At 57.9% G+C, this 14747-nt stretch carries 14 protein-coding genes and 1 riboswitch; of the genes, 10 read left to right on the top strand and 4 right to left on the bottom strand.

The window, feature by feature from the left end:
- Positions 1 to 96: 96 nt before the first annotated feature.
- From kbl to F1C16_RS16585, 3 genes are all read right to left on the bottom strand, one after another.
- The gene (gene kbl / locus F1C16_RS16595) at positions 97 to 1347 is read right to left on the bottom strand and encodes a glycine C-acetyltransferase (protein ID WP_185281732.1); all 1251 of its coding nucleotides are present in this window, start codon (positions 1345 to 1347) and stop codon (positions 97 to 99) included.
- 122 nt (positions 1348 to 1469) lie between these two features.
- Entirely contained in the window at positions 1470 to 2138 is a 669-nt protein-coding gene (gene msrA / locus F1C16_RS16590) for a peptide-methionine (S)-S-oxide reductase MsrA (RefSeq protein ID WP_185281731.1), read from the bottom strand.
- Positions 2139 to 2285: 147 nt separating this feature from the next.
- Positions 2286 to 3347 carry a patatin-like phospholipase family protein gene (locus F1C16_RS16585; RefSeq protein ID WP_185281730.1) on the bottom strand — a complete coding sequence of 354 codons (1062 nt, stop codon included), beginning with the start codon at positions 3345 to 3347 and terminating at the stop codon, positions 2286 to 2288.
- 222 nt (positions 3348 to 3569) lie between these two features.
- Between F1C16_RS16585 and F1C16_RS16580 the strand changes: the two genes are divergently transcribed.
- The 5 genes from F1C16_RS16580 (at position 3570) to F1C16_RS16560 (ending at position 8530) form a co-directional block, all read left to right on the top strand.
- Positions 3570 to 4538, top strand: coding sequence for an NAD-dependent epimerase/dehydratase family protein (locus tag F1C16_RS16580; protein ID WP_185281729.1), 969 nt, complete (start codon positions 3570 to 3572; stop codon positions 4536 to 4538).
- Between the two features lie 119 nt (positions 4539 to 4657).
- Positions 4658 to 5392 (top strand): DUF3891 family protein, encoded by a 735-nt coding sequence (locus F1C16_RS16575; RefSeq protein WP_185281728.1) that lies wholly within the window; start codon positions 4658 to 4660, stop codon positions 5390 to 5392.
- Positions 5393 to 5451: 59 nt separating this feature from the next.
- Positions 5452 to 6441, top strand: coding sequence for a YihY/virulence factor BrkB family protein (locus F1C16_RS16570; RefSeq protein WP_185281727.1), 990 nt, complete (start codon positions 5452 to 5454; stop codon positions 6439 to 6441).
- A gap of 219 nt (positions 6442 to 6660) precedes the next feature.
- On the top strand, positions 6661 to 7773 hold the full coding sequence (locus tag F1C16_RS16565; protein ID WP_185281726.1) for a hypothetical protein: 1113 nt from the start codon (positions 6661 to 6663) through the stop codon (positions 7771 to 7773).
- A gap of 58 nt (positions 7774 to 7831) precedes the next feature.
- Positions 7832 to 8530 carry a hypothetical protein gene (locus tag F1C16_RS16560; RefSeq protein ID WP_185281725.1) on the top strand — a complete coding sequence of 233 codons (699 nt, stop codon included), beginning with the start codon at positions 7832 to 7834 and terminating at the stop codon, positions 8528 to 8530.
- 58 nt (positions 8531 to 8588) lie between these two features.
- Here F1C16_RS16560 and rlmN read toward each other — a convergent pair whose 3' ends face one another.
- Complete coding sequence (gene rlmN, locus F1C16_RS16555) at positions 8589 to 9659, bottom strand: 23S rRNA (adenine(2503)-C(2))-methyltransferase RlmN (protein WP_185281724.1); 1071 nt, start codon at positions 9657 to 9659, stop codon at positions 8589 to 8591.
- A 267-nt stretch (positions 9660 to 9926) separates the two neighbouring features.
- A riboswitch (TPP riboswitch) is annotated at positions 9927 to 10024 on the top strand.
- Between the two features lie 78 nt (positions 10025 to 10102).
- On the opposite strand from rlmN, the gene thiS reads away from it, so the two are divergent.
- From thiS to F1C16_RS16530, 5 genes are all read left to right on the top strand, one after another.
- Positions 10103 to 10309 (top strand): sulfur carrier protein ThiS, encoded by a 207-nt coding sequence (thiS, locus tag F1C16_RS16550; protein WP_185281723.1) that lies wholly within the window; start codon positions 10103 to 10105, stop codon positions 10307 to 10309.
- Positions 10310 to 10455: 146 nt separating this feature from the next.
- A complete protein-coding gene (gene thiC, locus F1C16_RS16545; protein WP_185281722.1) occupies positions 10456 to 12330 on the top strand; it encodes a phosphomethylpyrimidine synthase ThiC in 1875 nt (624 codons plus the stop codon).
- 123 nt (positions 12331 to 12453) lie between these two features.
- Complete coding sequence (locus F1C16_RS16540; protein WP_219733342.1) at positions 12454 to 13236, top strand: hydroxymethylpyrimidine/phosphomethylpyrimidine kinase; 783 nt, start codon at positions 12454 to 12456, stop codon at positions 13234 to 13236.
- Complete coding sequence (locus tag F1C16_RS16535; protein ID WP_185281720.1) at positions 13226 to 13852, top strand: thiamine phosphate synthase; 627 nt, start codon at positions 13226 to 13228, stop codon at positions 13850 to 13852. Before F1C16_RS16540 ends, F1C16_RS16535 begins: the two co-directional genes overlap by 11 nt.
- Positions 13849 to 14622 (top strand): thiazole synthase, encoded by a 774-nt coding sequence (locus F1C16_RS16530; protein ID WP_185281719.1) that lies wholly within the window; start codon positions 13849 to 13851, stop codon positions 14620 to 14622. Before F1C16_RS16535 ends, F1C16_RS16530 begins: the two co-directional genes overlap by 4 nt.
- Positions 14623 to 14747 lie beyond the last annotated feature (125 nt).

Raw genomic sequence — 14747 nt, 5'->3', positions numbered from 1 at the left:
CCCAGGATTACAATTGCTATGTGGCAACTGTAATCCTGGGCTATCAAGTAGGGTTATAGGCGCTCCTACCCCATCCGTTTTCCGATGGGCTATACTCTATGGCGTATTGGTTACCACTTGGCCAGGCGTGGTTTGCGCTGCGGCACTCCGGTCTTTCAGCGTGCCTAGTTCCTGCCCTACTTCAACGAAGGCCGCAATGGCCTTGTCCAGATGCTCGCGGGAATGGGCGGCGGAGAGCTGCACCCGAATGCGGGCCTGGCCCTGCGGCACCACGGGGTAGTAAAAGCCTACCACGTAAATGCCTTTTTCCAGCATTTTGGCTGCAAACTCCTGGCTCAGCTTAGCATCATAGAGCATCACGGGTACAATGGGGTGCTCGCCCGGCCGGATGTCGAAGCCAGCTTCGGTCATCTTTTCGCGGAAGTATTTGGTATTTTCTTCCAGCTGGTCACGCAGTTGGGTGCTTTCGGTCAATAGTTCCAGCACGCGCAGTGAGGCACCTACAATGGCCGGAGCCAGCGTATTGGAAAACAGGTAGGGCCGGCTGCGCTGGCGCAGCATATCAATAATCTCCTTGCGGCCAGAGGTGAAACCGCCCATAGCGCCGCCCAGCGCCTTGCCTAGCGTGCCGGTGATGATATCCACGCGGCCCATCACGTCGCGGTACTCGTGGGTGCCGCGGCCGGTTTTGCCCAGGAAACCCATGGAGTGGCACTCGTCAATCATCACCAGCGCCTCATACTTATCGGCTAGGTCGCAGATTTTGTCGAGCTGGGCAATGGTGCCGTCCATGGAGAACGAGCCGTCGGTGACGATGATGCGGTGGCGCGTGCCCTTGGCCTGGGCATCCTGGAGCTGTTTTTCCAGGTCCTCCATATTGTTGTGCTGGTAGCGGTAGCGCTGGGCCTTGCACAGGCGCACCCCATCAATGATGCTGGCGTGGTTGAGGGCATCGGAAATGATGGCGTCTTGCTCGTTGAACAGCGGCTCGAACACGCCGCCGTTGGCGTCGAAAGCAGCAGCGTAGAGAATGGTGTCTTCGGTGCCCAGAAACTCGGCTAGCTTCTGCTCCAGTTCCTTGTGAATATCCTGCGTGCCGCAAATAAAGCGCACCGACGACATGCCGTAGCCGTGCGTATCGATGGCCGCTTTGGCCGCCTGCACCACCTCGGGGTGCGACGACAGACCCAGGTAGTTGTTGGCGCAGAAGTTCAGCACATCGCCCGCTTCCCGCGTTTCAATTTCGGCGCCTTGGGGCGAGGTAATCACGCGCTCCTTTTTATAGAGGCCGTTGTCTTTGATTTCCTGAAGCTGTTTTTCGAGGTCGGGTTGCAGGGTAGCGTACATAGGGTAGTAGGTAGTGAAGAAGCGAATAACGCGAAATTACGCGTTCCAATACGTTTAACCCTGACAGGACTTTAAGCCCCTGTCAGGGTTGCAAGGAGGCGTGCTATGCGCGGCAATACTAATTAGCGGGCTGCTACGTCAGCCTTCAGCAGGTTCGGGAAGGCCTTGCGGAACTTCTCTACCTTGGGCCGCGATACATTGGCGATGTAGCCTTGGTTGGGGTTCTTGCGGTAGAAACCCTGGTGGTAGCTCTCAGCGGGCCAGAACTTTTGGATAGGGGTCACTTGCGTCACCACCGGCTCGGTGCCGTAATGACGCGAGGCGTTGATTTTCTTGATTTCGGCCTCAATCTGCTGCTTTTCCTGGGGCGTGCGGTAGAAGGCCACCGAACGGTACTCCGGCCCGCGGTCAGGGCCTTGGTAGTTGAGCTCCGTAGGGTTGTGGGCGCCCAGAAAAAATACGTCGAGCAGTTGCTGGTAGCTCACTTGCTTGGGGTCGTAATACACCTGCACCGATTCGGCGTGGCCGGTTCCTTGGCCTGCTACCTCCTCGTAGGTAGGGTTTTGGGCTTTGCCGCCAGCGTAGCCCGCCAAGGTTTCGCGCACGCCGCGCACCTCCCGGAAAGTTTCCTGCACACTCCAGAAGCAGCCGCCGGCAAAGGTAGCCACGGCTAGGCCTTGCGTGCTTTTGGGTAGGGGCGCGGGTTTCAGCGCATCAGGCGACTGTTGCTGGGCGCAGGCAGTAGAGGCCACCGTGGCCAATACCAATAAGAGGGATTGAAAGAATTTCATACGAAAGAGCAAGACGAAAAAAAGACCAAAGCGTGCCGGCAAAAGCGCCAGCAGACTACAGATACATACGTCTTTCTCAACAAACCGGACTGCAAAAAAGCTCCTGCGTAGTAGCCTGTTACCGATTGCCTGGGTAGCGCCGAGTGCTCAGCGGCTCGCCCGGTTTCGACCAAAAAAGGCCGTGGCGCCTTCCCGGCCACTTTGTACCAGCAATTGCTTCTGCGCCGCCGTCATGCGCTTGATTTTGGGGTTGAAGCCGGCCGTGCTGATGCTCACCGTGCGGGGCCAGTCCTGGGGCTGAGCGGGGTTCAGGTTTTCGATGGAAAGCGAGTAGAGCGCACCCATATAAGAACCGAAGTCCTGAATAGGGTAGGGGGCCAGCTGCTGCCGACCGCTGGGTAGCGTGTCCAAGGCAATCTGCTCGGCGCGGTCGAGGCGCAGGCCCAGGGTTTCGGGATTGGGGGTAGGGGTAGCCGCCGGGCCAGTGCCGGCGGGCTGGTAGCGCGGGGCGTCGAACAGGTCGATGGGGTAGTTGGCCAACAGGCCACCGTCTACCAGCACGTGCACCGGCTGCCCCTTGGCGGGGCGCGTCACCACGTGGCCCTGCATATCCAGCAGTACCGCCCGGAAGTACAGCGGAATGCTCATGCTGATGCGCACGGCATCAGCCACGCGCAGGTCGGGGTTGGTTTCATAGCTGAACACCTGCACGCGCTGGGTGGTGAGGTTGGTGCCGGTGGTGTATAGGTCGCGGTAGCGGGTGGGCTGGGCCAGGGCCAGCTGGTGCAATTGGCCCAGCGTGAGGTTGGGCTGCTGGGTTTGCTGGCCTACCAGCTCGCTGAGGTACTCCGTGAACTGGTCGCCGCGGTACCAGCCGTATTGCTTCAGCAGGCGGTTGCTACCCCCGAAGAAGATAAATCGCCCATCGTTGAGGCGCTGCACGGGCGTACGGTCGATGATGTCGATAATCTGCTGGGGCGAGTAGCCCACAGCCAGCAGCGCCGCCTGAATAGCCCCCGCCGACGTGCCGCCTACCCGCCGGATGTCGGCCAGCACCCCCTGCTCTTCCAGCACCTGCAAGGCCCCGCCGTAGGCAATGCCGCAGATGCCGCCGCCCTCCATCACCAGGTTGCGGTAGGGACTGGCGGGCTGCGCCAGTAGCGGGTTGGTCAGCAACAGAAAAAACAGGATAATAAGGCAACGCAGCATACAAGGGTAGGAATAAGAGGTAAGCAGTATTCGGTTTCAAAATAAGCAATGCCTTGCAGATAAATAACTTGGAGCGTTCAAGACGAAGTGGTGAAGCGTGAAGCGGTGGCTCATTCACCTTCACAATTTCACGCTTCACCGCGAGGGTAGCGGCACATAAGTTGCCTACCCGGTATCTTTGCATCCACCACCTGCTTCACGTTTTTACTCCATTTGTTTTCTATGGCTACCACCCCCGCCGAACCTGCTACCATTCTCGTTATTGGCGCTTGCGGCCAACTAGGTCTGGAACTCACTGAGGCGCTGCGCCAGCGCTACGGTGCGGCCCAGGTAATAGCCGCCGACGTGCGCCTGCCCCAGCAGCCGGAGTTGTTGCATGGTGGCCCGTTTGAGTTGTTGGACGTGCTGGACCGCGCCCACCTGTTTGCGCTGGTGCAGCAGTACCGCCCACGCCAGATCTATCACTTGGTTGCCATGCTCTCGGCCACCGCCGAGAAGCACCCGCAGGTTGCCTGGAAGCTGAACATGGATGGGTTGCTGAACGTGTTGGATGTGGCCGTGGAGTACAAAGTAGCGCAAGTGTATTGGCCCAGCAGCATCGCCGTATTCGGCCCCGATACACCCCGCACGCACACGCCCCAGCTCACTGTAATGAACCCCAACACGGTGTACGGCATCAGCAAGCTGGCCGGCGAGCAGTGGTGCGAGTGGTATCATCAGAAATACGGCCTTGATGTGCGCAGCCTGCGCTACCCTGGTCTTATTGGTTACAAGAGCCTTCCCGGCGGCGGCACCACCGACTACGCCGTGGACATTTACCACAAAGCCGTGGCCGGCGAAAACTTCGAGTGCTTTCTTCAGGAAGACACCGAGCTGCCTATGATGTACATGCCCGACGCCCTGCGTGCTACCCTCGACCTGATGCACGCCCCCGCCGAGCAAATCAGGGTGCGCTCCAGCTACAACCTGAGCGGCATGAGCTTCTCGCCCCAGGAAATTGCGGCCAGCATCCGGCGCCACGTACCCGATTTTGAGGTTTCCTACCGCCCCGATACTCGCCAGCAGATTGCCGACTCCTGGCCCCGCAGCATCGACGACTCCCGGGCCCGCCAGGACTGGGGCTGGCAGCCGGAATTCGACCTGGATAAGATGACGGCTGATATGCTGGCTCACTTGGCCGTGAGCGTGTAGGTTTCTCGCAGAAGTACGCAGCGGAAAAGCGCAGAGGTTCGCAGAATGCAATGATTATCGTGCGCTGCGAACCTCTGCGCTTTTCCGTTGCGTACTTCTGCGAGAAACGTACCCCTCGCATGATTGTCAATCCTACTCCTACCGGCTGGCAGGTTATCTACCAGCAAGCCCACGCCTTATTGGCGGCTCAGCTGGCCTGGCAGTGGCCACCTTTCCTACCCACCGACCGCTGGGTAGGGCTGCTGGCTGCCACCGCTCAGCACGACGATGAGCAGCAGCGATGGCGCGGCCACTACGGCCTCACCGCCGCCGGCGCCCCCGCCGATTTCACCCAAAAAGAATTTTCGCTGGAGCAGGCCGAGGGCGTGATGCGTGCAGCCCGCTTCCAAGGGCAATGGCGCAGCCTGCTTACCAGCTTGCACCTGAGCTTTTTGTATGAGCCGCAGCGAGGAGAAAACGCTCAGCAAGACACCTTTCTGGACTGGCAGCAAGCCCAGCAAAAGCAGTGGCGCCGCGCCCTGCACGTAACCAAAGCCGAGGCCCAGCGCGCCTACGCCCTGCTCCAATGGTGCGACCGGCTCTCCCTGATTTTGTGCCGGCAGGAATTGCCCGAACGGGGGCGGACGCTAGAAATCAGCGAGGGGCCAGACGGGAAACGGTATACCGTGCACCGCCCTACCCCCGAAGGACCGGTGCTGGTATCGCCCTGGCCCTTTGCGGCCTCAGAATTCGACGTGACGGTGGAGGCCAGTCAGCTGCACGAGTTGCAGTTTCAGGACGATGCAGCGCTGACGGCGGCCCTGCACGCGGCCCCCATCGAAACGCTACAGTGGGGCCTACGGCGGCAGCATTAGCTAACTCATCGCCTGGTAGTGCGTACTAGTGAACAATCTTCACCTGTAACAACTGCTACATGGCAACTCGGTATACTGCTGCTAGTCTGGGTTCTATCCTCAAATGCACGGCCAGTAATTTTATTGAAAACAACTCCCTTCGCCTAGCTGGAGCCTTGGCCTACAACGCCATTTTCTCGTTGCCACCGCTGCTGTTGATTGTTATCACAGCGGCCAGCACCTTTCTGGATCAGGAGGCCGTTACGGGCAAGCTTTTCACTCAGATTGATGGCCTAGTAGGGGCTAAGGCCGCAGCTACCATTCAGGATTCCATTCGCACCTTCAATCAACAGCAGCAGGGCGGCATATCGGCCATCATTGGTGTCGGCACGCTGATTTTTGCAGCTACTACATTCTTTGTCACGTTGCAGGAAAGCATCAACAGCATCTGGAACGTGAAGGCTAAGCCCGATACGACCACGGGCAGCGCCTGGAATTTCGTTCGCGACCGGCTCCTGTCATTTGGTTTGATTTTGAGTGTGGCGTTGCTTCTGCTGATGTCATTCGTTATTAGCGCCTTGCTTACGGCATTCACAGACTATCTATCCCGCCTTCTTCCCGGCATCACGTTGGTGTTAATTAAGGTGATTGACTTTGTGGTATCGTTGGGCGTTACCAGCCTACTATTCGCCATGATTTACCGCTACCTACCCGACGCTATCATCCGCTGGCGCGATGTACGCATCGGTGCCCTGATTACCGGTACTCTGTTTTTGTTGGGTAAGTATCTGATATCTTTCTATATATCTAATTTTGATCCGGGTTCAGCCTATGGCGCGGCGGGTTCCATCATCGTGCTGCTGGTCTGGATTTACTACTCTTCCCTCATCATTTTCTTCGGGGCCGAATTCACGCAGGAATACGCTGCTGCCTACGGACAGCGCGTGCAGCCCAAGGCCCACGCCGTGCGCATTGAAACCCGCGAAGTGCCTTTCCATAAAACAGAAGACAGTGTAGACAGCGGCCGGCCAGAGCCCGAGGGTGTTTGGCGGGATACGAAGCGAAAGTAGATTGTAGAAGTCTAATAAGTAAAAGAGAAACTATATTAGAAGGTTCTGATATACAAATAGCTATACTGAAAAAGGATAGCTTAATCGGGCATATGTAACGTCTAATTCTCTATACGAATGTTGATGTGCGAACTAGAAAGTAGATAACAAAAGTGCTAGGTTTGAGGGCTTTGCATTCTACTTCTTATTCCAATGCGTCTACAGGGAATCACAGCCTGCTTGGTTGCTATAACTAGCTGGTGTAGCCTTACTGCTCGTGCCCAACAATCCACTGGGAGCAGCCATACCTACGTGGTAAGCTCGCAGGTAGGTGAAGTAATCGACCACCAAGAAAAGGTCCGATTTGGGCTATTCCCGTACTATGCGGCCGACGATTTTAAGGAGGCTCGGTTCCTGCAATATTTCAGTGCCGATAGCTCTAGCAACTCCGTGGTGCTACAGGCTACCATGCGCAGTGGCGAGCTAAAGACCCGTCGGTTCACCGAAAGCGAGTTGCAAGATGTTCGCCGTCAGATTGAGGGGCGTAGTCAGGAGTTGCAGCAGTATGGCGCCCGGAACGCAGTAGCTGGCGACTCCATTGGAGGTACCTACTCGGTGGAGCTGCGTTCCGGTACCAGTTTCGTAGGGGTGTTGCTGGCACGCAGCGATAACGAGTTAGAGTTTGATGCCCAGGATATTGGTCGGGTTTCGATTCAGAAGAGCAATATTCGCAGTATGCAGTTGCTTTCTGAAACGCAGCTGCGCAAAGGCTGGGAGCCCGTGGGCAATGGTACGCGCATGTTTTTCGCACCTACAGCCCGCAATTTGCGCAGGGGTGAAGGCTACGTGCAGGATATCAACATTGTATTGCTCGGTGCCAACTACGGCATCACGGACCACATCTCAATCGGGGCGCTGATTCCCGCCCTTCCAGGGGTAGGCCTCAACGTATTCGCCATTACGCCGAAAGTTTCGGTGCCGATTAGCGAGAAGTTTCACGTGGGCGGAGGGCTGCTTTATGCCTTTGCATTTGGCTCTGGGGGAGGTATTGCCTACGGTGTGGGCACCTATGGTACCGCCGACAATAATGCAACGCTGGGCCTGGGGTATCTGGTTGGAAGCGGTGATGTTGATGCCTCACCAGTTGTGTTGGTGGGTGGAGCCACCCGCATTTCCCGACGGTTTTCGCTGCTGAATGAAACCTATATTACCGATGGCTTTCTAGCCGGGTTGGTAGGCGCCCGAGTGTCAGCCGCCCGTGTCAGTGGAAGTCTAGGTTTTATCTACGGTACAGGCATACCTATTTTGCCGGCTTACTTAGAAGTAGCCTATCGTTTTGGGCGAGTACGGTGAGTAGTAGCCGTAATAATTGTCGTGCTTGACGTAGCATATTCGCATTCTACTTTACTTTATGAAGTCACTATCCTTCTGTTCCTTCTTACTCTCCTTTTCGTGGTGTATTACATGCTATGCTGGCACGTCGCCAACAGCTCCCGATTCTATTTCGGGTCAAACGCAACTTATCAAGCAGATTGCTGCTGAAGCATGCCAGCAAATGGCTGCCGACAAACAACAGGACTCCTTCGCTACCATGCGTCCTCCGCAAGCGCAGGACACTTTCGAAAAAATACTACTAGCGACAATCAAACGGAGAGAAAGCACTATCCGACAGGTAGCGCGACGGAGTAACGTGCCAGGAGCCTACGAACAGCTATTAGGGAGTTTAGCGACTCTGGTTTCGGTGCAACTGGTCAGAACGTGTCCAGATGCTACCATGCTTTATGGTCGGTTTGCAGGCGCACGGAGTGCTGAGCCTACCCCCGCCGAACAAGCGCTTATACAAGAATGGGGCGATGAGCTGTGTCAGCGTCTGGCCGCTTTACAGAAAACAGGACGTTTACAGGGCAAAACGTCTGCCGAATGCCTGGAGCTTTTTCACCAAGAATATACTGCTTCTCTTACAAAGCGCGGCCCTCAGATTATGCAGGTATACGGCTCAGATGGTAATAGTCAGATGGTTGTAGATTTATTGAGTAACCGAATTACCCAGTACATGCAGCAACACTGTCTGCAAACGCTTCTGTTGCTGCGCGGAACGGATGCGAAATAAACAAGAAGGCCGCTGGTAGTTGCTACCAGCGGCCTTCTTGTTCAAGAATTGCGCTTTACTACGCAACGGCTTCCGCCTTCTCCTTCACTGCCAGCTGTCCGCAGGCCGCGTCGATATCTTTACCGCGTGAGCGGCGCACGTTGGTTTGCACGCCCCGGTCGGCGAGGTACTTGTGGAAAGCCACCAGCTTATCGTCGGCGGTGTTGATGTAGTCGGCGTTTTCGATGGGGTTATACTCAATCAGGTTCACCTTGCAGGGTAGCCACTTCGAAATCTGAAACAGCTCCTCGGCGTCTTGCAACGTGTCGTTGAAGCTCTCGAATACGATGTACTCGTAAGTTACTTTACGGCCGGTTTTCTGGTGGTAGTACTGCAACGCGTCCTTCAGCGCGGCCAGGGAGTTGGCCTCGTTGATAGGCATGATTTCGTTGCGCTTGGTATCGTTGGGGGCGTGCAGGGAGAGGGCCAGGTTGGCCTTCACGTCGTCGTCGGCCAGCTTCTTGATCATCTTGGCAATGCCGGCCGTGCTGATGGTGATGCGGCGCGGGGCCATATTCAGGCCATCGGGGGCAGTGATGCGGCGCACGCTTTCCACTACGTTGGCATAGTTCAGCAGCGGCTCGCCCATGCCCATGTACACGATGTTGGTGAGCGGCGTGCCGTACTGCGCCTCGCACTGCTCCCGGATGCGTACTACCTGATCGTAGATTTCGGCCGCGTCGAGGTTGCGCTTGCGGTCCATGTAGCCGGTAGCGCAAAACTTGCACGTGAGCGAGCAGCCTACCTGCGACGAGATGCAAGCCGTCATGCGCGTGTCGTGGGGGATGAGCACGCCTTCTACCACGTTGCCATCATACAGCCGGAAAGCCGACTTGATGGTGCCGTCGTTGGAGAGCTGCTTGTTCTGCACTTGCACACCATTGATGACGAAGTGACGGGCCAGCAACTCGCGGGTAGCCAGCGAGATATTGTTCATCTCTTCGAAGGAGCCGGCCGTGTTTTTCCACAACCACTCCGTCACCTGCTTGGCACGGAAGGGCTTTTCGCCGTGCTCGACCATGAAGGTTTTCAGGTCGTCGGCGGAGACTTTGCGAATGTCGCGCTTGGAAACTACGGGCAGCTCTATCATAACCGCAAAGATACAACATGCGCGGCGGTTGGGTTCCCGAAAATCTTCGACTTCTACTAGCTTTTAGTTGTGTACAGGGTAGAGACACAACCTATTGTGTCGTATTGGTGCGACTGTTGGTAGGCTGGTGCAGTTCCATTTGGTCAGTGGTGAGACGCAGTAGGTTGTGGCGCTACCTTGTGCCTATGTCCGTTTTGGAAACGTATAGCCCGAATTTTATAACTGCCTACCGTGGTGCATTCCTCAAAATAACGCCTACCTTACCGGCCTAAACTTTAGGGGTGTTCTGCTACGAGCGGGACTGAGAAATACCCTTGGAACCTGATCCAGGTAATGCTGGCGAAGGGAAAAGTGCAAGAAGCGGACGCCTCCTTGGGCCCGCACGGGCGTGCGCCACCTAGAGTTTATTGTTTCTGACAGCCAACCAACTACCCGTTGCTTGTATGCTTCTCTATGTCAACAATAAACCGCACGAATCCTGCCTGCCTACCCCCACGCTGGCTGATACCCTCCTCGATTTGCAGCTCGCCGAACAGCGCGGCATTGCCGTGGCCGTGAACGACGCCGTGGTGCCCCGCGCCGAGTGGATGCGCCACCAATTGCGTGCCCAAGACCGCATCACTGTTATCCGCGCCACGCAGGGCGGGTAGGGGCGCGTCTGTCACCCTGAGCGCAGCGAAGGACCTTCTCACGGGAGATAGTGACTATCTCACGCAAGGTCGTTCTCCCGTGAGAAGGTCCTTCGCTGCGCTCAGGATGACAAACAGACAGGTAACCGTCAACCATCCCAGATTTTATGAAACAAGACCAAGCACCCCAGCAGACGCTGGTGGAGCGCCAGCCGCTTACTGGCTCGCGCAAACTCTACGTTCCCGGCCAGCTCTACCCCAACATTCGGGTGGCGATGCGCGAAATCATGCTGAGTGACACCAAGCGCCAGTTCGACTTCACGAACCCCACCGAGCAAAACCCGCCCGTGACGGTGTACGACACCAGCGGCCCCTACACTGACCCCAACGTGGAAATCGACCTGAAAAAAGGCCTACCACGCCTGCGCGAAGAGTGGATTTTGGGTAGGGAAGATGTGGAAATGCTACCCGGCACCTCGTCGGAATACGGGCAGCAGCGCGCCGCCGATACCGCGTTGGACCACCTGCGTTTTGAGCACATCCGGCTGCCGTTGCGCGCCAAAGCGGGCCGCAACGTGTCGCAGATGCACTATGCCAAGCAGGGCATCATTACGCCCGAGATGGAATACATCGCCATTCGGGAAAACCAGCGCATCGACCAACTAGCCGCCGATGATGCGCTACGGGTGCAGCACCCCGGCCATAGCTTTGGCGCTAATACACCGAAGGGCCATATCACGCCGGAGTTTGTGCGCCAGGAGGTAGCGGCGGGTAGGGCCGTGATTCCGTGTAACATCAACCACCCGGAAAGCGAGCCGATGATTATCGGGCGCAACTTCTTGGTGAAAATCAACACCAACATCGGCAACTCGGCCGTGACGTCGAGCATTGAGGAAGAGGTAGATAAGGCCGTATGGAGCTGCCGCTGGGGCGGCGATACGCTGATGGACCTGAGCACCGGCAAGAACATCCACGAAACGCGGGAATGGATTATCCGCAATTGCCCGGTGCCGGTGGGCACAGTGCCCATCTACCAGGCCCTGGAAAAGGTGAACGGCAAGGCCGAAGACCTGACCTGGGAGCTGTTCCGCGACACGCTCATCGAGCAGGCCGAGCAGGGCGTGGACTACTTCACCATCCACGCCGGCGTGCGCCTACCCTACATTCCGATGACGGCGAAGCGCGTGACCGGTATTGTGTCGCGGGGTGGTTCGATTATGGCGAAGTGGTGCCTGGCTCACCACCAAGAGAGCTTCCTTTACACGCACTTCGAGGAAATCTGCGAAATTATGAAGGCTTACGACGTGGCCTTCTCGCTGGGCGACGGCCTGCGCCCCGGCTCCATTGCCGACGCCAACGACGAGGCGCAGTTTGCTGAGTTGGAAACGTTGGGCGAGCTAACCAAAATTGCCTGGAAGCACGACGTGCAGGTGATGATCGAAGGCCCCGGCCACGTGCCCATGCATCTAATTAAGGAGAACATGAACAAGCAGTTGAAGGAGTGCCACGGGGCGCCTTTCTACACCCTCGGCCCGCTGACCACCGACATTGCCCCCGGCTACGACCATATCACCTCGGCCATTGGGGCAGCCATGATTGGCTGGTTCGGCACGGCTATGCTGTGCTATGTGACGCCCAAAGAGCACCTGGGTCTACCCAACAAGCAGGACGTGAAGGACGGCGTGATTGCCTACAAGATTGCCGCCCACGCCGCCGACCTTGCCAAAGGCCACCCGGGAGCCCAATACCGCGACAATGCCCTGAGCAAAGCCCGCTTCGAGTTCCGCTGGGAAGACCAGTTCAACCTAAGCCTGGACCCCGACACTGCCCGCGAGTACCACGACGAAACCCTACCCGCCGACGGCGCCAAAGTGGCGCACTTCTGCTCCATGTGCGGCCCGCATTTCTGCTCCATGAAAATCACGCAGGAAGTCCGTGACTTCGCCGCCAAACAGGACCTCACCGCCGCTGAGGCACTGACGAAAGGCATGGTGGAAAAGTCGCGAGAGTTCGTGGAAAAGGGCAGCGAGATTTATTTATAACCAAAACTCCATCTGTCATCCTGAGCTTGCGAAGGACCTTCTCATATCAGATAGCAACTAGCTCATGCAAGGTCGTTCACGCATGAGAAGGTCCTTCGCAAGCTCAGAATGACAGAAAAAACAATGCCTCAACCACCTCGCCCCTACGTTCTCAGCCTTGCCGGTTTCGACCCCAGCGGCGGGGCCGGCTTGCTGGCCGACTGCAAGACCTTCGAGCAGCGCGGCGTGTACGGCTTTGGCGTGTGCACGGCCCTCACGGTACAGAGCGACGTGCAGTTTGAGCGCGTGCAATGGATGCCGCTTGCCGACATTCAGGCGCAAGCCCGGCCGCTACTAGAGCGCTTCGGGGTAGGGTGGGCGAAGATTGGACTGGTAGAAAGTCTGGCTGAGTTGCCGGAACTGCTTCGGTGGTTACGGGCGCAAAGCCCGGCTATTGGTGTGGTGTGGGACCCGGTGCTGAAGGCCAGCGCCGGCTACGACTTTCACGCCGGTCCGGCGCCGGAGTTGGTGGCAGAAGTCTGCACCGCCCTAGCCCTGATTACGCCTAATCAACCCGAGATGCGGCGCTTGTGGCCGGCCGCCGCCACCGCCGAAGAAGCAGCCGCCGTCGTGAGTGCCTACTGCTCGGTGTTGCTGAAAGGCGGCCACGCCGAGGGCTCTGAAGCTACCGATGTGCTGTATCAGAAGGGGGAAGAGGTAGCGCGTTTTTCGGCGGCGCGCCTACCCCACGGCGAAAAGCACGGCAGTGGCTGCGTGTTGTCGGCGGCCATTGTGGCGGGGCTGGCGCGGGGCGAGTCGTTGGTGGAGGCCTGCCGATCGGGCAAGGCGTACACGGCGCGGGTGCTGGCTAGCAACGAGACGCTGCTGGGGTATCATTTTCAGAACGAACACGAGTATGCAAATTAGTAATCTTCACTATATCACTACCTCCCCCGAGCAAGCCGAGCGAGCCTGCCTTGGTGGCGTGCGCTGGGTGCAGTTGCGCGTGAAGAACACGCCCTACCTCGAATGGAAGCAACTGGCGCTGGATACGCAGGCCATTTGCCGCCGCCACGGTGCCACGTTCATTCTCAACGACAACCCGCAGCTGGCGCTGGAAATTGGCGCCGATGGCGTACACCTGGGCAAGGAGGATATGCCGCCTACCGAAGCCCGAACCCTGCTTGGGCCGGAGTTCATCATCGGCGGCACGGCCAACACGTTTGTCGATATCGAAGGCCTGGTGGCGGCTGGAGTCGACTACATTGGGTTGGGGCCGTTTCGCTTCACGACGACCAAGGAGAAGCTAAGCCCGATTTTGGGACTGGCGGGTTATGAAACGCTGCTGGCGCAACACCGTGCTGCTGGCTTTCCTACCCCCGTCATCGGCATTGGTGGCATTACGCTGGCCGATGTGGCGCCGCTGCTGGCAGCTGGCCTGCATGGTGTGGCGGTATCGGGGGGCATTACGGCCGCGGCTGACCCTTCGGTGGCGGCCAGGCAATTCATCAACTCTTTGGCTGCTCCTGTTTCTGCTTTATGAAAACGCAACCACTTGTTATTGCCGGCCGCACGTTTGCCTCGCGCCTGTTCACCGGTACGGGCAAATTTAGCTCGGCGCAGCTGATGGAAGAAGCCCTGCTGGCCTCCGGCTCGGAGTTGGTGACGGTGGCGCTGAAGCGCGTCGATGTGGCCGATAGGAACGACGACATTCTGCGCCATTTGGCGCACCCGCAGTTCAACCTGCTGCCTAACACCTCGGGCGTGCGCACGGCCAAGGAGGCCGTATTTGCTGCCCAACTGGCCCGTGAGGCGCTGGAAACCAACTGGCTCAAACTCGAAATTCACCCCGACCCCAAGTACCTGCTGCCCGACCCGGTGGAAACCTTACGCGCCGCCGAGGAGCTGGTGAAAATGGGCTTCATGGTGCTACCCTACATCCACGCCGACCCGGTGCTGTGCAAGCGGCTGGAAGAGGTAGGCGTAGCAGCCGTGATGCCGCTCGGTTCGCCTATCGGCTCGAACAAGGGCCTGCTGACGCGGGAGTTCTTGGAAATTATCATTGGCCAGAGCAAGGTGCCGGTGGTAGTGGATGCCGGCATTGGCGCGCCCTCGCATGCGGCGGCGGCGCTGGAAATGGGGGCTGATGCAGTGCTGGTGAATACGGCCATTGCCGTGGCCGGTCAGCCGGTACAGATGGCTCACGCGTTCCGGATGGCCGTGGAAGCCGGCCGCCTGGCTTATGAGGCGCGGCTGGCCGCGCCGGTGGCGCACGCTGAGGCCAGTTCGCCACTGACGGCGTTTTTGGATTAGAACCATCGGAAAAAGACCGTCATGCTGAGCTTGTCGAAGTATCTCTACCGCTTCGTTGAATTATCGTTACAACGAAGCGGTAGAGATGCTTCGACAAGCTCAGCATGACGGTCTGCATAAACCTA

It is taken from the genome of Hymenobacter sp. NBH84 (genome assembly GCF_014217645.1).
GTDB lineage: Bacteria > Bacteroidota > Bacteroidia > Cytophagales > Hymenobacteraceae > Hymenobacter > Hymenobacter profundi.
The sequence above is the reverse complement of the archived record's forward strand: the minus strand, read 5'-3'. Positions and strand labels throughout refer to the sequence as shown.